Source organism: Alcanivorax sp. P2S70 (genome assembly GCF_000475295.1).
In the GTDB taxonomy this organism is placed as follows: Bacteria; Pseudomonadota; Gammaproteobacteria; order Pseudomonadales; family Alcanivoracaceae; genus Alcanivorax; species Alcanivorax profundi.
Map to the genome: position 1 here is coordinate 162,381 of NZ_AXBZ01000003.1, position 26,584 is coordinate 188,964.

Annotated in this window: 19 protein-coding genes; 14 read left to right on the top strand and 5 right to left on the bottom strand. The window is 56.6% G+C overall.

Annotated features, from left to right (window positions below; genetic code table 11):
- Window positions 1-12: 12 nt before the first annotated feature.
- Window positions 13-735 carry a response regulator gene (locus Q672_RS19005; protein WP_022983990.1) on the bottom strand — a complete coding sequence of 241 codons (723 nt, stop codon included), beginning with the start codon at window positions 733-735 and terminating at the stop codon, window positions 13-15.
- A 645-nt stretch (window positions 736-1,380) separates the two neighbouring features.
- On the opposite strand from Q672_RS19005, the gene Q672_RS19010 reads away from it, so the two are divergent.
- The gene (locus tag Q672_RS19010; RefSeq protein ID WP_022983991.1) at window positions 1,381-4,266 is read left to right on the top strand and encodes a ribonucleoside-diphosphate reductase subunit alpha; all 2,886 of its coding nucleotides are present in this window, start codon (window positions 1,381-1,383) and stop codon (window positions 4,264-4,266) included.
- Window positions 4,267-4,383: 117 nt separating this feature from the next.
- A complete protein-coding gene (locus Q672_RS19015; protein ID WP_022983992.1) occupies window positions 4,384-5,676 on the top strand; it encodes a ribonucleotide-diphosphate reductase subunit beta in 1,293 nt (430 codons plus the stop codon).
- A 275-nt stretch (window positions 5,677-5,951) separates the two neighbouring features.
- Here the strand turns inward: Q672_RS19015 and Q672_RS19020 are convergent, their stop codons facing one another.
- Entirely contained in the window at window positions 5,952-7,376 is a 1,425-nt protein-coding gene (locus tag Q672_RS19020; RefSeq protein ID WP_235047176.1) for an ELWxxDGT repeat protein, read from the bottom strand.
- Window positions 7,377-7,848: 472 nt separating this feature from the next.
- On the opposite strand from Q672_RS19020, the gene Q672_RS19025 reads away from it, so the two are divergent.
- Both Q672_RS19025 and Q672_RS19030 read left to right on the top strand, forming a co-directional pair.
- The gene (locus Q672_RS19025) at window positions 7,849-8,682 is read left to right on the top strand and encodes a DUF6502 family protein (protein ID WP_022983994.1); all 834 of its coding nucleotides are present in this window, start codon (window positions 7,849-7,851) and stop codon (window positions 8,680-8,682) included.
- Entirely contained in the window at window positions 8,679-9,857 is a 1,179-nt protein-coding gene (locus Q672_RS19030) for a hypothetical protein (protein ID WP_022983995.1), read from the top strand. Before Q672_RS19025 ends, Q672_RS19030 begins: the two co-directional genes overlap by 4 nt.
- A gap of 124 nt (window positions 9,858-9,981) precedes the next feature.
- Here Q672_RS19030 and Q672_RS19035 read toward each other — a convergent pair whose 3' ends face one another.
- Together Q672_RS19035 and Q672_RS19040 are read right to left on the bottom strand one after the other, a co-directional pair.
- A complete protein-coding gene (locus tag Q672_RS19035) occupies window positions 9,982-11,391 on the bottom strand; it encodes a cytochrome P450 (RefSeq protein WP_022983996.1) in 1,410 nt (469 codons plus the stop codon).
- Window positions 11,392-11,424: 33 nt separating this feature from the next.
- The gene (locus Q672_RS19040; RefSeq protein WP_022983997.1) at window positions 11,425-11,745 is read right to left on the bottom strand and encodes a 2Fe-2S iron-sulfur cluster-binding protein; all 321 of its coding nucleotides are present in this window, start codon (window positions 11,743-11,745) and stop codon (window positions 11,425-11,427) included.
- Between the two features lie 123 nt (window positions 11,746-11,868).
- Here Q672_RS19040 and Q672_RS19045 point away from each other — a divergent pair, with 123 nt between their 5' ends.
- A complete protein-coding gene (locus tag Q672_RS19045; protein WP_022983998.1) occupies window positions 11,869-12,903 on the top strand; it encodes an AraC family transcriptional regulator in 1,035 nt (344 codons plus the stop codon).
- Window positions 12,904-13,106: 203 nt separating this feature from the next.
- Entirely contained in the window at window positions 13,107-13,331 is a 225-nt protein-coding gene (locus tag Q672_RS19050) for a hypothetical protein (protein WP_022983999.1), read from the top strand.
- A 117-nt stretch (window positions 13,332-13,448) separates the two neighbouring features.
- On the opposite strand, the gene Q672_RS19055 is transcribed toward Q672_RS19050, so the two are convergent.
- The gene (locus tag Q672_RS19055) at window positions 13,449-15,173 is read right to left on the bottom strand and encodes an amidohydrolase (RefSeq protein WP_022984000.1); all 1,725 of its coding nucleotides are present in this window, start codon (window positions 15,171-15,173) and stop codon (window positions 13,449-13,451) included.
- Window positions 15,174-15,491: 318 nt separating this feature from the next.
- Here Q672_RS19055 and Q672_RS19060 point away from each other — a divergent pair, with 318 nt between their 5' ends.
- The 8 genes from Q672_RS19060 (at window position 15,492) to Q672_RS19095 (ending at window position 26,582) form a co-directional block, all read left to right on the top strand.
- A complete protein-coding gene (locus Q672_RS19060) occupies window positions 15,492-17,132 on the top strand; it encodes an acetolactate synthase large subunit (protein WP_022984001.1) in 1,641 nt (546 codons plus the stop codon).
- Between the two features lie 130 nt (window positions 17,133-17,262).
- The gene (locus tag Q672_RS19065) at window positions 17,263-18,693 is read left to right on the top strand and encodes an aldehyde dehydrogenase family protein (protein ID WP_022984002.1); all 1,431 of its coding nucleotides are present in this window, start codon (window positions 17,263-17,265) and stop codon (window positions 18,691-18,693) included.
- Window positions 18,694-18,936: 243 nt separating this feature from the next.
- Entirely contained in the window at window positions 18,937-19,440 is a 504-nt protein-coding gene (locus Q672_RS19070; protein WP_022984003.1) for a Csu type fimbrial protein, read from the top strand.
- A gap of 75 nt (window positions 19,441-19,515) precedes the next feature.
- Window positions 19,516-21,999, top strand: coding sequence for a fimbria/pilus outer membrane usher protein (locus tag Q672_RS19075; protein WP_081703573.1), 2,484 nt, complete (start codon window positions 19,516-19,518; stop codon window positions 21,997-21,999).
- Window positions 21,999-22,694: a fimbrial biogenesis chaperone gene (locus Q672_RS19080; protein ID WP_022984005.1), complete on the top strand. Its 696-nt coding sequence runs from the start codon at window positions 21,999-22,001 to the stop codon at window positions 22,692-22,694. Before Q672_RS19075 ends, Q672_RS19080 begins: the two co-directional genes overlap by 1 nt.
- Window positions 22,691-23,644, top strand: coding sequence for a Csu type fimbrial protein (locus tag Q672_RS19085; protein WP_022984006.1), 954 nt, complete (start codon window positions 22,691-22,693; stop codon window positions 23,642-23,644). The genes Q672_RS19080 and Q672_RS19085 overlap by 4 nt, the downstream gene beginning before the upstream one ends.
- 134 nt (window positions 23,645-23,778) lie before the next feature.
- Window positions 23,779-24,570, top strand: a complete 792-nt coding sequence (locus tag Q672_RS19090) for an endo alpha-1,4 polygalactosaminidase (protein ID WP_022984007.1) — start codon at window positions 23,779-23,781, stop codon at window positions 24,568-24,570.
- A 59-nt stretch (window positions 24,571-24,629) separates the two neighbouring features.
- Window positions 24,630-26,582 (top strand): monovalent cation:proton antiporter-2 (CPA2) family protein, encoded by a 1,953-nt coding sequence (locus tag Q672_RS19095; protein WP_022984008.1) that lies wholly within the window; start codon window positions 24,630-24,632, stop codon window positions 26,580-26,582.
- Window positions 26,583-26,584 lie beyond the last annotated feature (2 nt).

Sequence of the window (26,584 nt, forward strand, 5' to 3'; positions counted from 1 at the left end):
GCGGCTGAAAAATCAGGCCGCGCCGATTTCCTTGACGAACAGATACCCCTTCGAGCGTACGGTCTTGATGCGCTTGGGGTTTTCCGGGTCATCCCCGACCTTGGGTCGAATCCGCGAAATACGCACATCAATGGAACGGTCCTGACCGTCATATTGAATACCGCGCAGTTTCTCGAAAATGGTTTCACGAGACAGGACTGTCCCGGCATTGGATGCCAGCAACCACAACAGGTCGTACTCCGCGCTGGTCAGGTCCACGGATTCCCCCGCCAGAGTCACTTCCCGTGCGGAGTTGTCGATCACCAAAGCACCAAATTCCAACCGTGCCGGGGAGTTATCGCGTTCGCTGTCGGTTTCCACACGGCGCAACAGAGCACGGATACGTGCCAGCAGCACTCGCGGCTTTACTGGTTTGGCCACATAGTCGTCCGCTCCCATTTCCAGGCCCAGTACCTGGTCCATATCATCAGTTCGGGCCGTCAGCATAAGAATCGGGTTCTTGTATGCGCTGCGGACTTCCCGGCACACAGTCAATCCGTCTGCTCCCGGCAACATAAGATCGAGAACCACCAGATCCGGCTGCTCGGCACGAATTCGGCGAATAGCCTCTTCGCCGTCACTGACGACGGTCACATCGAGTCCATTGGCTTGAAGATATTCACAGGTCAGATCAGCAAGACGTTCATCGTCTTCCACGATCATGATGGCTGGCGGGTTATCCTGAACCGTTGTCATCCCGTCCTTATCCTTTTAGGTATCCTGTCATTATTGTCGTTTTGTGCAGTGCCCAACCCGGCAACTGTTACAAACGTATCCCTACGGCATGTTTATACGCATCCGCATTCCCCACGGCAACCTGCAGGAAGACTATGAGGCGCCACAACCCCGGATTTCGGGGTAGTTTTTCCGTTGACAAACACAATATCTAGTATTTGCCCGCACGGAAAAAGTGCGCCGGCAATGCACCCACATTGCTCCACAACTTATCCACAAAATTTCCCCAGGCGAAATGCTTGCAAAACCGCGGAGCCAACTATAACTTGTACTGAACTCGAGCGCCGACCCCAATATGTTGGGTTTTTGTTAAACCGTCACGAGTTTTTGATCTGTCCGTAATGAATATGAAAAATGCCAGCGCGATCAGCTGCTTAGAGCATTTCAACCACTCAGGAACAACGGCAGGCTCATGGAAGGGACACAAGATATAGTGGTTAGCAGGCAAAACACCCTATACCACCAAGCTAAACGTATTTTTCGCGCCATGATTCAGTGTCATGGCGCTTTGCGTGGTTAATCCCACGCGCCCCTGCTGAACAACAGCAGCTACAGACATCACAACAGACAGAACAGCACCACAACGAGCACAACGGAGAGGGCAACATGCAAACGGATATGAGCCAGAACCCGCAGGGCGCTGCCGCCCAGGCCGGTGACAGCACCGAACAGGACCAGAACATTGCCAGCACAGCACCAGGCCAACTGCGCGTCATCAAGCGCAACGGCAAGGTTGTCAGCTACGATGATGACAAGATCACCGTGGCCATCAGCAAGGCGTTTCTGGCCGTAGAAGGCGGCACTGCTGCCGCCTCGTCCCGTATCCACGATGTGGTTGCCCGTCTGACCGAGCAAGTCAGTGCCACCTTCAAACGCCGTATGCCCTCCGGCGGCACGATCCATATTGAAGAGATTCAGGACCAGGTAGAGCTGGCCCTGATGCGCAATGGCGAACACAAAGTGGCCCGCGACTACGTGCTATACCGTGACCGTCAGGCGCAGAAACGTGCCGAGCAGGCCAGCCAGTTCCCGGAGCCCACCCACAAGGTGGAAATGTCCGTGACCATGGAAGACGGCAGCAAGGCGCCGCTGGACATGGGCCGCCTTGAGCACCTGATCCGCACCGCCTGTGAAGGCCTGGACGACGTCCACGCCGACAAGATCATCACCGAAACCGTCAAGAACCTGTACGACGGCGTCTCCATCAACGACGTCAACACCTCCATGGTGATGACCGCACGCACCCTGATCGAAGTGGAGCCCAACTACTCCCAGGTCACCGCTCGCCTGCTGATGGACAAGATCCGCGCTGAAGCACTGCAGTACCTGGGCGTGGCCGAGCGTGCCAACCAGGAAGAGATGAACGCGCTGTACGGCGATGCCCTCGCCGCCTACATCAGCAAAGGCATCGAGCTGGAACTGCTGAGCCCGAAACTGGGTGAATACGACGTGGCCCGCCTTGGCGCCGCGATCCAGGGCGACCGTGATCTGCAGTTCACCTACCTGGGCCTGCAGACCCTGTACGATCGTTACTTCATTCACCACAACGATACCCGCATCGAGCTGCCGCAGTGCTTCTTCATGCGTGTCGCCATGGGTCTGGCCATCGAAGAAGAGAACAAGGAAGAGCGCGCCATCGAGTTCTACAACCTGCTCTCCAGCTTCGACTACATGAGCTCCACCCCGACCCTGTTCAACGCCGGCACCTTGCGTCCGCAGCTTTCCAGCTGCTACCTGACCACCGTGCCCGACGACCTGCACGGCATCTACGGCGCCATCCAGGACAACGCCATGCTGTCCAAGTTTGCCGGCGGCCTGGGGAACGACTGGACCCCGGTGCGCGCACTGGGTTCTTACATTAAAGGCACCAACGGCAAATCCCAGGGCGTGGTGCCGTTCCTGAAAGTGGTCAACGATACCGCCGTCGCGGTTAACCAGGGCGGCAAACGCAAGGGCGCGGTCTGCGCCTACCTGGAAACCTGGCACATGGACATCGAGGAATTCCTCGAGCTGCGCAAGAACACCGGTGACGACCGTCGTCGTACCCACGACATGAACAGCGCCAACTGGATTCCCGACCTGTTCATGAAGCGTGTGCTGAACGAAGAAGACTGGACCCTGTTCAGCCCCAACGACACCCCGGACCTGCATGACTTGTATGGCGAAGCCTTCGAAAAAGCCTATACCGCCTACGAAGCCAAAACCCGTACTGGCGAACTGAAGCTGTTCAAGCGTCTGCCGGCCACGACTCTCTGGCGCAAGATGCTGTCCATGCTGTTCGAAACCGGCCACCCCTGGTTCACCTTCAAGGATCCGTGCAACCTGCGTAGCCCGCAGCAGCACGTGGGTGTGGTGCACTCTTCCAACCTGTGCACCGAGATCACCCTGAACACCAACAAGGATGAAATCGCTGTCTGTAACCTGGGCTCCGTTAACCTGGCCCAGCACGTGGATGAAAACGGTCTCGACACCGACAAGCTGCAGCGCACCATCAACACCGCTGTACGCATGCTGGATAACGTGATCGACATCAACTACTACAGCGTGCCGCAGGCAGAAAACTCCAACATGAAGCACCGCCCCGTGGGCCTGGGCATCATGGGTTTCCAGGATGCGCTGTACAAGCAAGGCATCAGCTACGCCTCCGAAGGCGCAGTGCAGTTCGCTGACACCTCCATGGAAGCGGTGAGCTACTACGCCATCCAGGCCTCCGCCAAGCTGGCCGAAGAACGCGGTGCCTACCAGACCTTTGACGGCTCGCTGTGGAGCCAGGGCGTACTGCCCATCGACTCCATCGACATCCTGGTCAACCAGCGTGGCGAAGATTACTGCAAGGTGGATCGCAGCCAGACCCTGGATTGGGACAGCGTGCGCGAGATGGCCAGGAAAGGCATGCGTAACTCCAACGTGATGGCGATTGCGCCGACGGCGACCATTGCCAACATCACCGGGGTGTCCCAGTCCATCGAGCCGACTTACCAGAACCTGTACGTGAAATCGAATCTGTCCGGCGAGTTCACCGTAGTGAACCCGTACCTGGTCCACGCCCTCAAAGAGCGTGGCCTGTGGGACAACGTGATGGTCAACGATCTGAAGTACTACGACGGTTCCGCGCAGCCCATCGAGCGTATTCCTGCCGATCTCAAAGAGCAGTTCCGTACGGCCTTTGAAGTGGAAACCCGCTGGATCGTGGAAGCCGCCAGCCGTCGTCAGAAGTGGATCGATCAGGCCCAGTCCCTGAACCTGTACATCGCGGAAGCCAACGGCAAAAAGCTGGACGTGACCTACAAGATGGCCTGGTTGCTGGGTCTGAAAACCACTTACTACCTGCGCGCCATCGGTGCGACCCAGGCAGAAAAATCCACCATCAACGATGGCAAGCTCAACCGCGTGTCTTCCAAAGTGGAAGAAGAGCCGGCGGAGTTCAGCCAGGCCGCTGAAGTACCGCAAGCCTGCTCCATCGACAACCCGGATTGCGAAGCCTGTCAATAAGCGCTCCGCGCTCGCAGCGGCTTCACGCGACAGGTGTGAAGCTGCTGCCGTCACATAATGAATACGCAAGCGGTGACCTGACGACACCAAACTTGTTAGAAAGGAATGGAGAGAAACATGCTGAGCTGGGACGAATTCAATGCGCAAGAGACGCCTGCCGCCAAGCCGCAACCAAAGCCCGCAACGCCGCCGCAATCTGAGACGGTTTCTGGCCAAGCGGCATCTGCACCTGAAGCACCGGCACCGGGAAGTGCAGCGGATGCTGGAAATTCAGGAAGCGATGAACTGCGAGGAAGAACCGACAACGCCGTAAGCGATGCCGTTGAACGCGCCCAGGCCGCCGTGGCCAAGATGGACGTAGCCGAAGGCGTTGCCGAACTGGAAGGCACTGCCGGTCGTGTAGAGGTTGACGACAAGCGCATGATCAACTGCCGCGCCGACCTCAACCAGCTGGTACCGTTCAAGTACGACTGGGCCTGGCAGAAATACCTGGATGGTTGTGCCAACCACTGGATGCCCCAGGAAGTGAACATGAACGCCGATCTGGCACTGTGGAAACGCCCCGACGGCCTCACCGAAGACGAGCGCCGTATCGTCAAGCGTAACCTGGGTTTCTTCTCCACCGCCGATTCCCTGGTCGCCAACAACCTGGTGCTGGCCATCTATCGCCTGATCACCAACCCGGAGTGTCGCCAGTACATCCTGCGTCAATCCTTCGAAGAAGCAATCCACACCCACGCCTACCAGTACTGCATCGAGTCCCTGGGCATGGATGAAGGTGAGATCTTCAACATGTACCGTGAGATTCCTGCCGTGGCCAAGAAGGCGCAGTGGGGCATCCAGTACACCCGCGACCTGTCCGATCCGGAGTTCAAGACCGGCACCGTGGAAACCGACAAGGCACTGCTGGAAAACCTGATCGCGTTCTACTGCGTACTGGAAGGCATCTTCTTCTACTGTGGCTTCACCCAGATCCTCTCCATGGGTCGCCGCAACAAGATGACCGGCGTCGCCGAGCAGTTCCAGTACATCCTGCGTGACGAATCCATGCACGTGAACTTCGGCGTAGACGTCATCAACCAGATCAAACTGGAAAACCCGCACCTGTGGGACCAGGCCATGCGCGACAAGGCCACCCAGATGATCCTGGAAGGCACCGAGCTGGAAATCCAGTACGCCCGCGACACCATGCCACGCGGAGTACTCGGTATGAACGCCGCCATGATGGAAGAGTATCTGCAGTTCATCGCCAACCGCCGTCTCGCCCAGCTGGGCCTGCCGGAGCAGTTCAAAGGCGTGAACAACCCGTTCCCGTGGATGAGCGAAATCATGGACCTGCGTAAAGAGAAGAACTTCTTCGAAACGCGGGTGACTGAGTACCAAGTGGGTGGTGCACTGAGCTGGGATTAAATCACCCTCAGATGCAGTACAAAAAGGGCGCTTCGGCGCCCTTTTTTATGCATCATGCCTCACGCAACAGGCCAAGCCCAAAACCCTAAAGGCAGGTTTAGCCCACCTCTTTTATGTCACGCCGCCATCGGCGCTCCTACGGTTAAAGACACGATTGGTCCGTTTGCAGAAAGCCCTTAGCTCCCAAAATAAAAACGCCCAGTTCACTTGAACCGGGCGCTGACTGTAACGGTCAGAAAATCTAGCGGGCAATCTCTACTGAATCGCCCGAAGCATTAGAGATCAAAGCCATGCCCCATACCAGGATTGATATCCTTGATCAGCTGGGTACCAGCAGCAGTGCCGTCGGTTTTCCATAGCTCAACACCAATATCAGAACGATAGGCAACAATTAGCGCAACACCGGGCAACACTTCTACGAGGGGGGCTGCATCGTTCTCATGGAAATAGACTTCGCCGAGCGAGTAAAAATCCGAACTGCTGGCGCCTGGCTCGATGTCCTTGAGCAATACCGTGCCGGCCACCGTACCGTCAGTGGTCCACATTTCCTGACCATGCATTGCATCCTCCCCCACAAAGAGAGCCGTATCATTGGCAACCATCAGGTAATACACATTACCGGCATTGAACAGAGACATGGTTCCCGCTCCAGTGCCATCGGACACCCATAGCTCATCATCACCACCAGAAACTGAGCGCGCGGTGAAAAACAGCTTGTCGTTCACTGTATTCAGGAAATCAAGGTTGGCACCATTGGCGGTAGTGCTCCCCCCCGTACTGGTATTGATATTCTTGACTAGCTCGGTACCCGCAGCGGTACCGTCAGTGCGCCAAAGCTCGGCGCCCTGCGCGGTACTTTCAGCTGCGGAGAAATAGATCACCCCATCCATGGCAACAAGATCGGCGGGTAAGGAGGGATCCATACCCGGGCGAATGTCTTTTACCAATTCCGTACCCGCTGCAGTGCCATCACTTTTCCACAACTCGTGACCATGAGTACCATCATTCGCTCCGAAGTAAAGCATGCCATCCACGTTGATCATTTCCGAAATATTGGATGGAGAGGCCCCGGAGTTGATGTCCGCCACCATCACCGTCCCTGCCGCTGTACCGTCGCTTTTCCACAACTCATAGCCGGCAACACCATCGCTGGCGGAGAAGTACACCGTGGCTCCCATCGTTACCAGATTGCTGACCCCCGTCCCGTTTATCCCAGGCTGAATATCCTTAACCATGATCGTTCCCGCCGCGGTGCCGTCGGTTTTCCATAGCTCCGTACCATTGACGTTATCGTAGGCGCCGAAAAACAGCGTGCCATCAGCAATAGCGAAACTGGGAATGTAGGTACTTCCCGTACCAGCGAGGATATCTTTCAACAGGAGCGTACCCGCCTCCGTACCATCCGTTACCCATAGCTCATGGCCATGAATACCATCATTCGCCTTGAAGACTGTTTTTGAGCCAAGGGTGCCAAGCACTTCGATGCTCGCGTTCCCGCCAGCATTGATCACCTTGACCATTGATGTGCCCGCCTCCGTGCCGTCCGTTTTCCATAGCTGCATGCCATTCGCGCCATTGTCCGCCTGGAAAAACTTCACCGTCGGACTTGCTGCTACCTCCGGCGCCTCTCTATTACTGGAGCCACCGCCCCCACACGCCGTCAGACACAATGCCGCACCCAGCACATACCACGCTTTCATAATCGACCCCTCTTCAATTTTTGGGTTTATTTTCCCATTTTTTGGAAATCTATCAGAATGATTTGGGTTTTGCACACCTTTTTGGGGAATCAGTAACTATGGTTATTTTGAGCCAAATAATGCTATTTCCTTCAATAAATCATATTGTTACGGGGGATTGCACTTCGACACCGGTCACGTTACCGTAGGAAAAACCCAGCTTTAGATGGGGTTCAGGTCCCAAATTTTACGATTCACCATCATCTCGACAGAGGATCTGAGGTACCTTTGCGCCTGCTCCCTGAAGGCGTACTCCAACGAACTGTGGCTACCAGAAGGCCGAGCGCCATGGACTCGCGAACTGTAGGGGGAGAGAGGATGTCGGGATGTACCGCCCGGTCGACACAGGCCCGTCCTTAACGCCTTTGCGGCAGAGCCAGGAGACAAAAAAGTGCTCCACAAACATTCACCTTACGCGCCAGGTCTTTAACCAATGCCTGATCCGTCCTCCAAAACAGGATTTCACAAGGCGGTTCGCAAGCTGATGCGCCCGCTTGTGCGGATGGCGATCAAGCGCGGCATCTCGGTGAATGATTTCTATCTCTGGCTGAAAGCCATTTACGTGGAAGAAGCGGAAAACTTCACCATTGAAGGCAAGAAGCAAAGCACATCGCGGATCGCCCTCCTCACTGGCCTGGACCGCAAGGAAACCGCCCGGCTGCGCAAGCTCAACCAAGACATGGATGCCCTGCTGCAACTGCAGACCAAACGCACCAACCGAGCCGTCAGAGCCATCAACGCTTGGCAGAAAGAAGCGCTTTACTGCGATGAACAAGGCCAACCGAAGACGCTCCCCCTTTATGGCGATGGCCCTAGCCTCGAGAGCCTGGTGCATCACTATTGTGGTGATGTGACTGTCGTTACCGTGCTAGGGGAGCTCGAGCAATCGGGGCTGGTTGATGTCCATGACGGCGACACGGTAAGCCTGAAAGACAACAGCTACATTCCCCATGAAGACAACGAAGAGCTGCTGTTCCTGATGGGACAGGCAGCCCATGACCTGCTGAACACCAGCGCTTACAACATCGAAGAACAAGGCAAGACTTCCCGCCTTCAGCTGAGCGTCGCCTATAACCGGGTCAACCCCGAGGTAATCGCCAAGTTAAAAGTGCTGATTGAAGCGGACAGTTTGGAACTGTTGCAGAAGCTCAATCGCTGGCTGGACAGGGAAATCGATCATCAGGGAGACGCCGACTCAGAACAATTCCGGGCCGGCGTCGGTATCTACTATTTTGAAGAACCCATGGACTCAGGCTCAGAGCGATGAAAAACACCACTAAATTCATCTTCTTTCTTCTGGTGGCTCTGCTGCTGTCCTGCGGCGGAGAGTCCTTTCTTGCAAGCAACGATGGGGGGATATCCGGCACGGGTAATGGCGGCAGCAAATCTTCGCTTGCGGGTTCTGCCTATAAAGGGCCCTTTATTCAGGATAGTGAAGTGAATGTGCTCAAGATTGAGGGAGATTCCAGCTCGCTCATCGCTTCATCGCAAGTCCAGGCCAACCTTGGCGATTTCCTTCTTGAGGTGGAACCTGGCTTGCTTTCGGTCGCCACCTCTGGGCGCTATTACGATGAAACTGAGGCAACCTATTCCGAAGAGAGCATCACCCTCAAGGCTCTGGTGAACAAAGATCCCGAACAACCAGCCCTCGTCTTTGTGAACGTGCTGACCCTGCTCAGTCATGATGAGGCAGTGAAGGGAATCGATTTGGGTAACAGCTACGAACAGGCGACACAGGATGCGCAAAGCAAGGTCAAAACTTTGCTGGCAGCTGTAACCGGTGATATCCCCACCAGCCAGCCCTTCACCAACATGAACATCAGCAACCGTCCTGGAACTACGGCCGAGGACAATGCCTATGCGCTGTATGTTTCGGCGCTCTTCTCCGAGGCTGTGAATGAACGACGCCTCGAAGAGCCTCAATACTCCATGGCCACACTACTCAACACTTTGAGAACCGACATTGGCAACGGCGATCCTATTGATGAAACCACCCTGCGCTCCTTACAGGAGGCCAATGGAAGGCTGGATGCGGCATCGATTCAGCAAAATCTTGAATCAGTACTGATTGGCCAGACCATTGCTCCAGTTGGGGACGTCATCGATACAGTCACTCCTGGCCTGGAACCTCCAAGCAACCTGACAACCTCCCACAACCCAACCGCAGCGTCCCAACAGTTTTGTTTCGATATGACTGCGGAATGCACAAACCCGGAACACAAAGCGCAGATCGTCACAGCAACGGGCCTTACCTACGATCTGCAGATTGATGACAATGCCGATTTTTCCTCGCCCATCGTCGACCTTTCTGGCTGGCGACGTAACTACTATGAAATCGAGCACTCTTCGTTAGGTAGCGGAACCCGCTATTTCCGGGTCAGAAAACACCATGACGATAGCCAGCTTAGTCTATGGTCAGAAACGGATTTTGAGGTTCCCTGAGAAGTCCTCATACCTCAAAGTCATCCTTCATCACCACCTACAGTCATGAAGGATGACTTTGCAGTGAGGAGTGCCTCACCACAACCTCAACCACTCCCGATACGGCGCGGCGGTTCAACCGCTATCACGGTGACTTTCCCTCAGTTTTATTATTCTTTCTGCCCGAAAGCCGAACCATCATCTTGCTATATCCACGCACAAAGTTGGATTGCACGCACTCGGGCTCCTCCAGCACTTTGATGTCATCAAAACGCTCAAGCAGTTCCTCCCAAAGTATACGGAGTTGCAATTCCGCCAGACGATTCCCCATGCAGCGATGGACGCCAAAGCCAAAGGAAAGGTGATTGCGCGCGCCTTTGCGGTCGATCTGGAAGACGTCCGGGTTTTCAATCTTGCGCTCATCACGATTACCCGAGGCATACCACATCACCACCTTGTCGCCCTTGCGAATAGTCTCCCCGTTGAGCTCTACATCCTGCTTCGCGATGCGCCGCATATACGCCAACGGCGTCTGCCAGCGGATAATCTCAGATACCATGTTGGGAATCAGGTCAGGGTTTTCCTTGAGCTTGATAAACTCCCCAGGGAACTGATTTAGCGCCAGCACCCCGCCCGTCATGGAATTACGCGTGGTGTCATTACCGCCCACGATCAGCAAGACCAGATTCCCCATGAACTCCATGGGCCGCTTGACCATGTCTTTGGTTTCTTCGTTGGCCTGCATCAGGCTGATCAGATCAAAACCCGGGGCTTCTCCCGCTGCTTTTCGGGCAGCCTTCTCATGCCACAAGCTGACAAAGTGCTTCCCGGCATCCGCTGCCGCCGCGAAGATCTCATCCGGGCCAACCTTGCCACCGGTGGTTTCCGGGCTGGCAGTGGATACATCTGACCAGTACACCAGCTTGTGGCGCTGCTCATAAGGAAAATCAAGCAGCGTCGCCAGCATACGAGCCGTCAGCTCAATGGAGACTTGTTGTACCCAGTCGAAAGGCTGGTCCACGGGCAAACTGTCCAGCACTTCCCGGGTTCGCTCACGGATCAGCGATTCCATTTCCTTGAGATTCTTCGGTGCCACCACATTCTGGACCGCCTTGCGTTGCTCATCATGTTTTGGCGGATCCATGGCAATAAAGGTTTCGATTTCCAGCCCTTCCGGAGTGCGCCCAAGGGTAATGATGGGCTCTGCCGAAAACAGCTCGTGATGCTTGTCGACAAACACGATGTCGTCGTAGCGGGTAATGGACCAGAACGGACCAAACGGACTGTTTTTCTGGTAATGCACCGGTCGTTCATCACGCAGCCGCTTGAAATAGGACTCCCATTTCTTCTGCCGGAAAAGGAACGGACTACTGACATCGATATCCTCAATCGCCAGCGTCTCCACGTCCGGAAGCGGTGTCTCGACAAAGGTCGGCACATAAGGCCCTTTGAATACCGCGTTCTTGAGTTTCAAAAAACGGTGCACGGCGCGGATTTGCCAGTGGGCAGGAATCACGGTGGCCGTGACATTCATGGCGGTAGATTTCAGTGACATGGGGGCTCTCCCTGTGAATGACGGTGTCGTGCCTTACATCTGGAATTCAGGCAACTGAACCACCAGACCATCCAGGGCCTCTGAGGCCTCAATCTGGCAGGCTAGCCGGGAGGTATCAGCACGCTCCGGAGTCATACCCAGCATCATGTCTTCTTCGTCACTGGTGGTGCCGGTTTTGGCAAACCATTCGCTGGAGACAATCACATGGCAGGTGCCACAGGCACAGGCACCGCCGCAGTCAGCATCAATACCGGGAATCAGGTTATCCACGGCGATTTCCATCAGCGACTTGCCCGTTTCAATATTCACCTCGTGGGCAGTGCCGCCATGTTCGATAAAGGTCATCGTTGCCATGTCAGAACTCTCATTGTTGTTGTGTGACTGACACAGTGCCGCTGCTCCGCCCCGCTGAGCAGGTCATTTTTTGACAAAGGGGAGTCATAAAAAGACAATAAGCCTTCCCACGAGGAGAACCGAATGGCGCAAGCCCCCTACCCACAACACACCCAGGCAACCAACCCAGCCAGTTACTCACGCCTGATTGCCCGGGAACTGGGGCTTCCCCCCACACGACTGTGGATGCTGCTTCAAGGCACCGAGGTAACGCCGGAACAACTGCTGGCTGAAGACAGCCTGCTGACCACCCAGCAACAAGTGCAAATCCTGCATAACGCCATGGAGATCAGTGATGACCCCACCTTTGGCTTTCGCCTTGGCCACCGCCTGACTCCTGCCACCCACGGAGCCATGGGTTTCCTGACGCTCAGTAGCGCCAATTTATTGGAGGCCCTGCAAGCAATTCACCGCTATGCTCCCACCCGTCTGAACTTCGTGCGCATCGAGGTACAGGATCACGGAGAATGGCTGGGTTGCTACGCTAACTTTGATGCCCCTTTGAGTGACGAGACACGGCGCTGTTTATCCGAAGCGTTCATCATGATGTTCTTCGAAACCGCCCGCTCGATTCTTGGTCGGCCGGCCCACGAGGTGGAAACCTTTTTCAGCCATCACATGCCCGCCCACCACGAGCAATACCCGAAGTACCTGCCGGGGCCTTACCACTTTGGGGCAGAGCATTTCATGGCCAGAATTCCCAAAGCGCTGTGCCTTTTCCCCAATAATGCAGCCAACCATGAAAGCTATCAGCTAGCCCTTCAGCAATGCGAGAAAATGCTCTCGCAACTGGTCGCTGACAGCGACAGCTATCGCTACCGGGTAGAGAAAATGATGCTGTCCTGCCCACCCGGAACACTCACCGAAGAGGAGGCCGCCGCGGCCTTGTTCATGAGCAAGCGCACCCTTGCCAGAAAGCTGGCACTGGAAAACAGTGGGTTCCGGCAAATTCGCGAACAGATTCTGTCCCGACAAGCGGCAGATTACCTGCAAGACCCTCGATTAACCGTCGACAGCATAGCCGCCCTCCTCAACTACCATGACAGCGCCAATTTCCGCCGCGCATTCAAACGCTGGTACACCCTGACACCGGAGCAATTCCGCAAGCATCAGCACTAATTCTGACGATCCGGCTGCCCCTTCCGGCGGCAGACCATCCCGATTTAGCCACCGTTTAACAAAAGCCTGTGACCACCCATCACAAGCGCTCAAACTTTAATCAATTCCCGGGAATTCCCGTTTGTTTTACGCCGACATCGTTGGCAACATGGAAGTGAGCTGTGACGTAGCCCGGCTCTCTCAATACCATCAGGAGGCTTCGCATGAGCGATTACGAAAAAGACGAGTACCTGAAAGAAGAGTACCTGCAAGAAGCCGAGGATCTGCTGGAAACCATTGAGCAGGTGGAAGAGACTCTGACCGTAATGTCAAAGGTCGTGGGTCAGCTGAAAGAACAGGTGGCCTCCCACCTGGACACAGACACCATCGAAATGAGTGCCGAAGAATTTCTGGAGCAATGCGAAAACCTGGAAGGGACCTGGCACTGATACTGATCTCCCGCTAACGGGACATCACGGCGCGGGACACCCCCGCCCCTGACAAGGGCCGCACCGACGGCCCTCTTGAATCGCGACTCGCGACACCGTCGCCGACTCACTGACTGCCTACTGCGCAGACAGTGCCGGATCTTCCACCCCATCCGGGTAGCGGCGTACCCCACCGATCCAGGTGCCTCTCACCTGAATATCTCTCCACTGCGCGATATTGTCCCTGGGATCCCGATCCAGCCACACCAGATCGGCCAACATCCCCACCCGCAGCTGACCGACCCGGTCCTGCACCCCCAGCTGTCGCGCTGCATCAACGGTCACCGCCTGCAAGGCCCGCTCAACATTCACCGACTGGCCCGCCCCCAGCGTTGCCCCCGACGAGGTCTCGCGGTGCACCGCATTCCAGACCATCAGCAACGGCTGATACGGCACGATGGGAGAATCTGCATGCAAGGTAAAACGCAATCCCAACTGCTCAGCCTCTGCCAGCGGGCTGATCCGTCGCGCCCGCTCCGGGCCAAGGAAGATGTCGCGGTGGCGGTCCCCCCAGTAATAGACATGGGCATTGAAAAACGAGGGGATGACCTCCAACGCCTTCATACGCTCCAGCTGGGCCGTTGTGCTGGTCTGCGCATGAATCAACACCGGTGGTTTGCGGATCGTCGGGCACTGCTGTCGGGCAGCGGCCACGGCGTCCAGCGCCAGCGTAATTGCCGCATCGCCATTGGCATGAATCGCCACCTGACGATCCTGACAATGAAAACGTGTTACCTGTTCAGTCAGATCAGCTCCCGACAAGGTCGGGAAGCCCAGGTAATCCGGCGGATAATCCTCCGGGACGGTGTAATAGGGCTCGCTGAGAAAACCGGTATAACCCTGCAGGGAACCATCGGCCACCAGTTTGACCGGCCCAAGATGGATGCGGTCGCTGCCAGGCAGAGTCAGTGCACCCGACCCGCGCAAGGTTTCCGCTTCAGCATCGGGCCAGAGACTCAAACGCAAGGGAATGACCCCCAGCCGCAACGCCGGTTTCAGCGCCCGCAGGCTCGCCGGATCCGCCAGCCCATTCTGGGCAAAGGTAATGCCACGGGCCAGGTACTGGTGTGATGCCCGGTTCAGTACGCGCAAGCCGTCCATGCCGGACAACGCCAGCATCGACGCACGCACCGGTGAAAAGGCCGTTTCTGCCAGCAGGCCATTCAGACGTCCATCTGCGTCGCGACCGTAAAACCCACCCTGCGGGTCCGGTACCTCTTCCGGGATCGACATGGCCGCAAGCCCGGCACTGTTTAACACCCCCAGATGCCCGGAAATGTGCATGACCATCACCGGCCGGCTGTCGCTGACCGTGTCCAGTTCATCCCGGGTGGGGTAACGCTGCTCACCGATAGTGGTGTCATCAAAACCGTAGGCCAACAGTGGCCCCTCTGGCCGGCGCTGGGCCAACAACCGCAAACGCTCCAACAAGGTATCGATGCTGTACAGGTCACCAATGGGTGGGCTATTGGCATCCACCGCCACCGCTGACAGCCCCTCGCCCGGAAAATGACCGTGGGCATCGATAAAGCCGGGCATCAGGGTGCCGCCTTCCAGATCAATCACCTGCACATCACGACTGACCTGCTGACGCAGCACCTTCACCTCGCCCAACGCGACAATCTCGCCACGCTTGACCAGCATGGCTGATGCCTCTGGCTGTGCCGGGTCCATGGTGACCACTGTGCCGTTAAAAAATAGCTGCGCGGGGGGCGCCGGCGGGTTGAACCAGCGGTAAACACCCGCCAGCCCGACCAACACCACCGCCAGCACGGCACCCAGAACCCAGAGCCAGATCTTCATGGGCAATTGTTACTCCGACCAGACAAGGTTGATGCGCAGACTGTGCACCGCCTGTGCGGCGTGCACAACCCGGCACACACATTCCCATCACATTTGTTAATGAAACGGATCAAGCAACTGCATACCGATGAGCATGTCGACGCGCTATAGTGAACCTCGCAACGATCTTGATGCATCCAATTGGTGCGCATTTTGTGCACCAAATAAAGGAAAAGGCGGCATTATCCTTGCATTAACCGCGTTGACACTTGATTGCCACCCTATGTGGAGCCCGCAACGGCCAGGGAGCCGGACGGGTACAACCGGAGACAGAGAAACATGAAAGCATCAGATTTGTTCGTCCGTGCCCTGGAAGCCGAAGGCGTAGAACACGTGTTCGCCATTCCCGGCGAGGAAAACCTGGACCTGCTGGAATCCCTGCGCGGCTCGAAGATCAAACTGGTGATTACCCGTCACGAACAGGCTGCCGGCTTTATGGCCTCCACCTATGGCCGACTGACCGGCAAGGCTGGCGTATGTATGTCGACCCTCGGCCCCGGCGCCACCAACTTCGTCACCGCCGCCGCCTACGCCCAGCTGGGCGCCATGCCCATGGTGATGATCACCGGGCAAAAGCCGATCAAAAGCAGCAAGCAGGGCCAGTTCCAGATCATCGATGTGGTCGACATGATGCGCCCGCTGACCAAGTTCACCAAGCAGGTGGTCAGCGGTGATTCCATTCCCACCCGTATCCGCGAAGCGTTTCGCCTGGCCCAGGAAGAACGTCCCGGCGCCACCCATCTGGAACTGCCGGAAGACATCGCCCGCGAGCACTCCACCATGCCGGTCACCGAACCCAGCATGACTCGCCGCCCGATTGCCGAAGACAAGGCGATCTGCAAGGCCATCGAAGCCATCCAGGGCGCACGCAAGCCCCTGCTGCTGGCCGGCGCCGGCGCCAACCGCAAGCTCACCAGCAAGATGCTGCGGCAGTTCGTGGAGAAACTGGGGATTCCGGTGATTACCACCCAGATGGGGAAAGGCGTGGTCGATGAAACCGGCCCGCACTTCCTGGGCAACACCGCCCTGTCCTCCGGTGACTTTGTCCATCGTGCCATCGACCAGGCCGACCTGATCATCAACGTCGGCCACGACGTGGTAGAAAAGCCGCCGTTTTTCATGCGCCCCGGCGGTGCCGAAGTGGTTCACATCAACTTCAATTCCGCCCAGGTCGACCCGGTGTATTTCCCGCAGATCGAAGTGATCGGCGACATCGCCAACAGCCTGTGGCAATTGAAAGAGCGTCTGGAGCCGCAGGAGCACTGGAGTTTTGCCGATTTCCATCGCATTCGTGATGCGCTGCAACACCACATCCGTGAAGGCATCGTCGACGACAGCTTCCCGATTCGCCCGCAACGCCTGGTCGATGAAATCCGCAAGATCATGCCGGAAGACGGCATCCTGACCCTCGACAACGGCATGTACAAAATCTGGTTTGCGCGCAACTACCCCGCCACCAAACCCAACACCGTGCTGCTCGATAACGCCCTCGCCACCATGGGGGCCGGTCTGCCTTCCGGCATGGCCGCCAAAATGGTCTACCCGGACCGCCGCGTGATGGCCATCGTCGGCGACGGGGGGTTCATGATGAACAGCCAGGAGCTGGAAACCGCGGTGCGCATGAAACTCGATATCGTCATTCTGATTCTGCGCGACGACGGCTACGGCATGATCAAGTGGAAACAAAGCGACATGGATTTCCAGGACTTTGGACTCGACTTCCAGAACCCGGATTTCGTGGAGTACGCCCGCTCTTACGGTGCCAATGGCCACCGCGTGGAATCCACCGATGGCCTCGCCCCCTTGATCGAGCAGTGTTATCAGGCTGGCGGCGTACACGTGATTGATTGCCCGGTGGACTACCGCGACAACAACCGCATTCTCAACCAGGAAATTCGTGAGTTGAGCGGAAAGCTCTGATCTTCATCCCGGACGGCTTAAGCAGCCTGCGCCGTCCGGGGTTTGATTGTAGCGTCGCACGTCCGACGTCCGACGCTTTAAAAGATAGCCAAACACCTCATGGCCCCACCAACGCCATCAAGGAACAAACATGCTAAAAGACGCTTACCCCTACTATCTGGCCAACGAGGCCGTGTTCGCCAACCAGGATCTGGAAGTCACCGACAAATACAGCGGTGATGTTGCCACCCGCGTGGCCATGGCTGATGCCGCCACCATTGATCAAGCCATTGAGGCGGCCGACAAGGCCAGTGCCGCCATGGCCGCACTGGCGCCCTACGAGCGGCAGGAAATTCTCTATCACTGTGTGAAACGTTTTCAGGAACGGTTTGACGAACTGGCCGAAGCCCTGTGCATCGAAGCGGGCAAACCCATCAAGGATGCCCGTGGTGAAGTGACTCGCCTGATCGACACCTTCCGCGTCGCCGCTGAAGAAGCCGTACGCATCGAAGGGGAAGTGCTGAACCTGGAAATTTCCGCCCGCGCCAAAGGCTACCGGGGCATGGTGAAACGGGTCCCCATTGGTCCCTGTTCCTTTATTTCACCGTTCAACTTTCCCCTGAACCTGGCGGCCCACAAGGTTGCCCCGGCCATCGCTGCCGGCTGCCCCTTTGTACTCAAGCCAGCCAGCCGAACCCCCATTGGCGCCATCATCATCGGCGAAGTGCTGGCGGAGACCGCGCTGCCCAAGGGCGCCTTCTCGGTACTGCCCTGCCACCGCGACGGCGCCGACCTGTTCACCACCGACGATCGTTTCAAATTGCTGAGCTTCACCGGTAGCCCGGATGTGGGCTGGGACCTGAAAGCCCGTGCCGGCAAGAAACCAGTGATTCTGGAACTTGGCGGTAACGCCGCCGTGGTAGTTGATGAAGATGCCGACCTCAACGACGCGGTCGAGCGCATTGTGTTTGGCGCTTTCTATCAGTCAGGCCAGAGCTGCATCGGCGTACAGCGCATCATGATCCACGACAAGGTCTACGACGCCCTGAAATCGAAACTGGTGGAAAAGACCGCGTCCCTGAAAATGGGCGACCCGAAGGACGAGGACACCTTTATTGGCCCGGTGATTTCCGAAGGCGAAGCGAGCCGCCTGGAAAACTGGATCAATGAAGCCGTGGACGCCGGCGCCACCCTGCTCACCGGCGGCAAGCGCAATGGCGCCATGCTGGAAGCCACCCTGCTGGAAGATGCCCCGGCCGGCACCCACATTGTGGAAGAAGAAGCCTTTGGCCCGGTTGCCGTGATCAGCCGCTTCAGCGATTTCGACGCCGCCCTGCAAGCCATCAACGATTCCAAGTTCGGGCTGCAGGCGGGCATCTTCACCCGTGATCTGTACAAGGCCCAGAAAGCCTGGGATGTATTGGAAGTAGGAGGCGTGGTGATCGGTGACGTGCCGAGCTGGCGGGTCGACAACATGCCCTATGGCGGCGTGAAGGACTCCGGGCTCGGCCGCGAGGGGATCCGCTGGGCCATCAACGACATGACCGAAGAGCGACTGCTGGTGATTCGCACACCGCAGTAAACGACAGGCGCATCCGCCACTGGCGGGTGCGCCAAAAACTGCACTAAAAAACCGTTAATACCAATAACAACACCGCTTATCCTGAAGTGAACGCCATTCATCTCTGTTTTACACTGTATTAACGCCTATTCCATTTACCAATCCTTACCCAGGCCATATGGTTGTTATCGTTAATTACATCCTGTGACACAAGTCACACTTTTAAATCGGCTACCCCACGCTTCAATGGGAATGGAGAAGAACATGAAAAAGCTTGTTTCTGCCGCAATCACTGCTGCGGCCATGGCGTCCCCCGCCGCCAGTATTGCTGCGACCGAAACGGATACTTTTGAGGTGCTTCTGAACCTGCGTGCATCCTGCACCATTGATCAGGCCACCGATCTGGATTTTGGCAATGCCACCGAAGCGCAAGTCACGACGGGCGGAATTACCTCCACCAGCACCGTCAGCGTCACCTGCTCCAATGGTGCGGCTTTCGATATCGGCCTGAGCGGCACCAATGGCAGCCGTAACATGACTTCTGCCGCGGGTTCTTCTGTTGCCTATGAACTGTACCAGGACAGTGGAAACAGCACCGACTGGGATAACACCAACGTCAATTCGGGCACAGGTGACAGCACCCAGCAGGATTTCACCGTATACGGTCTGATTCCTGCGCAGACCCCCACGATCGCTGCGGGCGACAACATTGATGGTGATACCGGTGTCGATCTGGATGACACTGTCACTGTCACCGTAACGTTCTGAACATGAACAGGGAATTATCGCCCAAAGACAGGCGATAAAGGATGACAAGGATGTATCCGAGTGACAGCGCCAACGATGCAAAAAAGGGTTTTGCCAGGCAAGCAGGAGCGAATCGCTCGCTCCTTCCTGGCAATGCTTTTTTTAATGCATGCCGGTCAGGCGCAGGCGGATGAGAGTCGTTCCATTACTCAAATTGCCGCCCTTCCTGATTCCGTTGCCTCACTGGATCAGCAGTACTCCCAATCGGATATCGCACGTCTGCGCGCCATGGCCTCCGGGCAGGGCAATGCAGCTTACATCGCCTACCCACAACTGATTCTCAACGGTGTCCCCAGCCACCAGACTCTGCCCGTGCAGGTGTACGGCAATGAACTTGCTGTTGACACCCAGGCACTGCAAAAACTCGGATTGAAGTTCCCCTCCCCCCCTCAGGATCAATGGATCACCCTTGACGCGCTGGGGGTGGCGGGGCGTTACGACAACAATAGCCAGCAGATCAATCTGCTGGTACCAGCCAGCTGGCTCCCGGAACAAAGCTTGCGGGCAGGTCTGTTCAATAGTGCAAGTCCGCTGCAACGGGGTCATGGTGCCCTGTTGAATTATGACGCCTACTCTACCCGGGCAGAAAACGGCGACAGCAATACTTCTGCCAGTCATGAGGCACGTTTTTTTGGCGATTGGGGCGCATTCAGCAGCAGCGGCCTGGTTCGCTGGAGCGATGCGGATCCGGACAACAGTGGTAACTATGTCCGCCTGGATAGCTATTGGCGGTATACCGATGCGGATCGCATGCGAACCTATATTGTCGGGGATTCACTGACGGGTGCCCTCAACTGGACCCCCTCCGTCCGGCTTGCCGGTGTGCAGATTTCCCGGAACTTCGCCTCGCGTCCCGATCTGATTACCTTTCCACTGCCGGAGATCAGTGGCTCGGCCACCCTGCCTTCCGCACTGGAGGTGTTCGTCAACGACTTGCGGCTGACAGACCAGAATGTCCAACCCGGCCCCTTTGTTCTTGAAACCTCTCCGCGGGTAACGGGTCTGGGTGAAGTACAGGTGGTCACCACAGACACCCTCGGCAGACAGGTCTCACAAACCGTTCCCTTCTATGTCAGCCCGAAATTGCTGCGCGAGGGGTACTGGGACTATTCAGGGAGCCTTGGCACCCCCCGCCGTTTTTACAGTGTTCGCTCCAATGATTACGATGCGCATCCGGTGGGTACCGGTGTTGCTCGCTACGGCCTCAATGACAAGCTGACACTGGAAGCCAGTACCAGTGCCAGCTCGGAACTGCTGAATACCGGTGCCGGGGTAGTCGCAAGAGCCGGCTTATTGGGCGTCAGTAATCTGGCGGTTGCGCATGGTCAGGATGATGACGAGCAAGGCACCCAATGGGTGATTGGCCATGAATTCCGTACTTATCGGTATGGTATTAGCGGACAATATACGCGCCGTTCCGAAGGCTACCGAGACCTGAGCAACAGCCTGGATGCCGGCCCCAGCATTGAGAGCAGTTTACAAATTAACGGCAGTATCAATCTGGATCGTCATGGCAGCCTCAACGCGACCTATCTGGAAACCTCGCTTTTCAGTGGCGATGACAGCCGCTTTCTTGTGGTCGGACACACACGAAGCCTCTGGCGCCGCCTGTCCATGACACTGAGCCTGAACCAGAACCTTGATGAAAGCGATGATCGCACCTGGCTTGCGAGCCTGAATTACTACATTGATAACATCCGTACCCGTCCGATCCAGGCGGGAGTCAGAGTCGATCACGACGAGCTAAGCGGCGACACCGACACGATACTGACGTTGCAGCAACCGGTGGAGGAGTTCTGGGATGTTGGTTGGGATCTGGCTTACAGTCCCGATCCTGACGGCATTCGCCAAGCCAGTGGTCGCTGGTGGACACCTTATGCCGATTTACAGGCAGGCGTCTTTGGTGACAACAACCAGACCAATACGTTTGCCAATATCAGTGGCTCTCTGGTGACCAATTATGATGATGTCTTTGCCGCCAACACCATGAACAACAGCTTTGCGATCGTTGATGCCGGAGGCTTTGCGGATATTCCGGTGCGGCAATCCAACCGGGTCATCGGCCACACTAACCGCAAAGGCAGACTGCTACTGCCGGATCTGGTGCCCTACACCGAGAATAAGCTGGCCATTGATATTGACGACCTGCCCGCTGATGCACTGGTAGAAGACACCATTCTGAACATAAAACCTGCGGAACTGGTGGGCGTCACTGCTCGCTTTGCCGTTAAGCAGGAGCACAGTGCCGTAGTGGTAATTATTGATCACACCGGCAACCCGGTTCCCCCGGGCAGTCGGGTGCTGTTCGGTGATGCCGATGCCACCGTAGTCGGTTACGATGGGGAAGCCTTTATTCGTGGTCTTGACCCGGGTAACAACGAGATTGGCATCATTCGCAACAACCAGCTCTGTACCGTCCAATTTCATTTTGAACCGGAACCGGGTTCCCTGAAACGTCTGGGGCCCTATACCTGTAAATCGCCTTCGGAATACAGCAGCGACGAGAGGATTTCGCAGTGATGAACGCAATGTTTCGACCCGGAGTGCTTGGCCTTTTGCTGCTGGCATGCCTCCCGCTTCAGGCGGGCCAGTTAACGGTCGCACCTCTGCGCATGCACATCACCCAAACTCAGCCAAACGCCACCTTCTCGCTGAGCAACGGGTCAAGCCGGGATGGTTTCTATCAACTGCAGCTCTTTGCCTGGGAAGAAGTGGATGGTGAATCCCGCTTTCGTCAGCAACAGGATCTTGTGGTCACCCCCCCGGTCACCCTGATTCCTGCGAACGGGCAGCAAGTAGTACGAATCGTACGACAACGGCCCACCGATGCAGACAAGGAACTCAGCTACCGGCTTATCATCAGCGAAGTGCCCGATACCGAAAACGAAGCCGGCGCCAAACTGCGCGTACTGCTACGGTTATCGGTACCGGTTTTTGCTGGCGACAAAGACCAGAGCCCGGTCCTGATTGCAACCCGGAATGAAAACGGGATCGTTATCCACAACAAAGGCGACGCTCATGCCAGGCTCAGTGATGCACACCTGCAAACGGATAACGGCGAGGACATTCTTGTCCAGCGCGGGCTGGTGGGATATGTGCTGCCTGATGGCCAACTTTCCCTGCCACTCGAATCGGTAACGCTGCCCACTGGCAGCGCACTTTCATTCAAATTGAATGGCAAACCCTTCTTACTGCCCGTGGAGGATCAGCCATGAAGACCCGTCGGGTTGTCGTGGCGGGCATCGTCATGATGTTCAGCCCCGGTCTCAAGGCAGCGGTGGAATGCAGCGTGCAGGGCTCGCCGGTGATGGATTTCGGTACGGTTGATCCTTTTACCGGTGGCCCAGTCAGCACCCAGGTCACTGTAAACTGGTCCTGTACCCGCGGTTTCTTTGAATCAACCCAGAATACGCTCTGCCTTCATGTGAATAACGACGATACTGGAGGTATGCTCCCACGCTATCTGGTTCCGTTAAGCAGTCAGCCCCCCTCCCTGCCATTTAACGTCTTCGATGCGGCCAATCATTCCACCGTAGTGGGGCAACCCGGTGGGGCAACCAATACCGGAGTCGGGGTCAATGTCAGCATGCCTTTCTTTACCTTTAGCGCCAGCGGCACCGCCACGTTTTATGGTCTGATCGCAACACCTCTTCCGGGCAACACACGGGCCGAATTGCACCGAGCCCTCATGGCGGGCTCACAAGCCCGGGTCCGTATTAACGGGTTCAATCAGAGCTGCAGTGCGGGAGCCGGGGCGGTAACGGATACCTACACCCTCACCGCTCAGGTCAACATTCCGGATCAATGCCAGGTCTCTTCAACCGATCTTGACTTCGGAACCCAGAACACCCCTTTAGCGCAGGCAGACAGTACCTCCACCATCACCGTCAGATGCAGTAACGCAACCGACTTCGAGGTTGGGTTAAACAACGGCGCCAGTGGTAACCGCACCATGACCAATGGCAGCTATCAAGTCAGCTACGAACTCTATCAGGACAGTGGGCGCACCCAGCGCTGGGGCACAGCCAGTGGAGAACAGCAATCCGGGACAGGGCTTGGCCCTGGCACTGGCCTGTCTTTCACTGTATTTGGTCGGGTCTTTGACGATGCTGGTGCGGAGCCTGGCAGCTACAGCGATACCGTCACGGTGGTGGTGACGTTTTAGCCACTTTATGCATATAGAACAGTTTTGATATTCTAATTAAATAAGCCAAGTAACAAAAATAGCGGAATTTCACCACATTTTTTGTCCCCTTCCGGCACTACCATCGCACTATCAATTTCAGTGGAATCTGCCCGATGAGCTCATCGCTTGGCCTGTTATCAGGAGCCATCACCAGCCTGGTTACCCCACCGGTCGAGGTACCCGTACAGTGGTACCAGCCAGGCATAGAAACGACTTGGCAAATACAACTGCAGGGACCTACCAATAGCGGCTACACCGCTGATCTCTATATTCTCGATCTGTTTGACACTCCACAGTCCGTGATTACAGACCTGCAGGCCAGCGGCCGGAAAGTGATTTGTTATTTTTCTGCGGGCAGCTTCGAAAAGTGGCGAGAAGATGCCAACCGCTTTCTCCCCACCGACAAGGGCCGCCGACTGGGCGACTGGCCTGGAGAGCGCTGGCTCGACACCCGTTCAGCCAATGTTCGGGAGATTATGAGCGAACGTCTGTTGCTGGCCGCCGAGCGAGGCTGTGACGGCGTTGATCCTGACAATGTGGATGGTTACAGCAATCGGACAGGCTTTCCTCTGACTTATGAGGATCAATTGGACTACAACCGTTTTCTTTTTAATCAAGCCCATGCGCTGGGCATGGCGGTGTCGCTGAAGAATGATCTCGGGCAGGTACAGGAACTGCTGCCGCTGGTTGATTTCGCCGTCAACGAATCTTGCCACCAGTGGCAGGAGTGCCATCTTCTGACCCCCTTTATCGATGCTGGAAAACCCGTATTTCACATCGACTATTTGCACCTGGATTCGCAGGCAAGAGCCGCTCATTGTCGCCAGATGGCCGAACTACAGTTTCAATCGCTGACCCTGCCTGTGGCCCTGGACGACAGTTTCCGGTTCGCTTGCAACGACTGACATACGCGCTTCCTCAACTGCTGCTACACTGGGTATTCTGAAAAAGGATATCCAGAAACATGCACGATGCCCTCACGCTGATAGTTGTCCTGCTGGGCTCTGCGGTTGCCGCCGTGGTGCTATTCCGGCGGCTACATATGCCCCCGATTCTTGCCTATTTGATGTGCGGTCTGGCTGCAGGCCCCTTCGGCTTCGGCTGGATCCAGGACCTGGAGAACATCCAGCACCTGGCAGAATTCGGCATCGTTTTCCTGCTGTTCACCCTTGGGCTGGAGTTTTCCATCCCCCAACTCCTGACACTACGACGCGTGGTCTTTGGCGCCGGACCGTTACAGGTGATCCTGACGGGGGGAGCGGTGTTTCTGGTGATGCGAGCCCTCGGATTCTCACCGATCACCGCAGTGATTACCGGTTGTGCGCTGGCCCTTTCTTCCACCGCCATCGTGATACGGGAAATCATCGGCCGCGGCGCCGTCAACACCAGTTATGGTCGCTCCGCGACCGGGATCCTGCTCTTCCAGGATCTGGCGGCAGTGATCATGTTGGTCATGCTGCCCATCTTTGCCCAAGGTGACAGTGACCAGCTGTGGCAGATGACCGGTGTAACGCTGGGAAAATCGCTACTGCTGTTCGCCGGGATCTACATTGCCGGCAAGTGGGTATTGCCCCGTCTTCTGGAGGAAACCGGACGCACACGCTCGGACGAAGTCTTTGTCATGACCGCCTTGCTGCTGGCGCTGGTGGCAGCCTGGGTGACTCACTGGATGGGACTTTCCATGGCTCTGGGCGCCTTCCTGGCGGGCATGATGCTGGGAGAAAGCCATTTTCGTCATCAAATCGAGGCGGATCTTCGCCCCTTTCGAGACCTACTGCTGGGCCTGTTTTTTATTAGTGTCGGGATGCTGGTGGACCCGGATCTTTTTGCAGATCAGTGGCTCTGGATCCTGCTTGCGGCGGCTACCATCATGCTGTTCAAGGCGACCATCGTTACCGGACTGCTTAAGTTGCTGGGGGAAAGAACCGATAACGCATTGCGAAGTGGTCTGGTCTTGTCCCAGTGTGGAGAATTCGGTTTCGTACTGGTGGCACTGGCAGTATCACACCAAATCATGACACCGGGAAATGCCGGCTTGCTGGTATCCATCACTGTTCTCACCATGGCAGTGACTCCCGCCCTGATCCAGAAAAGCGGGCACCTCACACGCGGCATCCTCAGCCCCTGGATGCAGATACCGGACGAACATCCCCTGTCGCCAGAAGTGACAGGCCATGTGATTCTTTGTGGCTATGGCCGCGTGGGTCAGAATCTGATGCGTTACCTGACGCGGTTTCACCATCAAGCCATTGCGGTAGACATGGATCTGGTGCGGCTTCAGGAAGCGGGAGCTGCCGGGGAACGAATCCTGTTTGGCGATGCCAGTCGCAAGGATATTCTCGAAAAAGCCGGGATACACCGTGCCCGGCTGTTGGTGGTGACCTTCGACAACGCCAGGCTGGCGGAACGAATCATCCACACTGCCCGCGACATCAATTCCGAGATTCAGGTATTGGTACGCACCCGTGACGATACGCATCTGGATATACTGACTGGGGCAGGGGCTGCGGAAGTTGTGCCGGAAGTGCTGGAGGCATCACTGATGCTGGTAGCGCATGCGCTAATGATGCTGGACGTCCCCTTTGACCGCGTGCTGGCGATGCTGAGGAAAACCCGCCGTGACCGCTACCGGATGCTACAAGGTTACTACCACGGTGACAGCTTTCCCGCAGCGGACAGTGCAGGCAATCCCTATCGTCTTCTCCATGCTGTCACACTCACCGAACAGGCGCGGGCAATTGGCAAACGGATTGACGACTGCCCACTCAAAGACGTTGAGATCCGCGCGATAAAACGCAAAGGCCAAACCCTTGAAAACCCATCGGAAGAGATCGTGCTGCTTCAGGATGACACCGTCATTCTCTATGGGGCACTGGATTCGGTAGAAGCAGCCGAGAGCAAACTGCTACTCGGCTGACC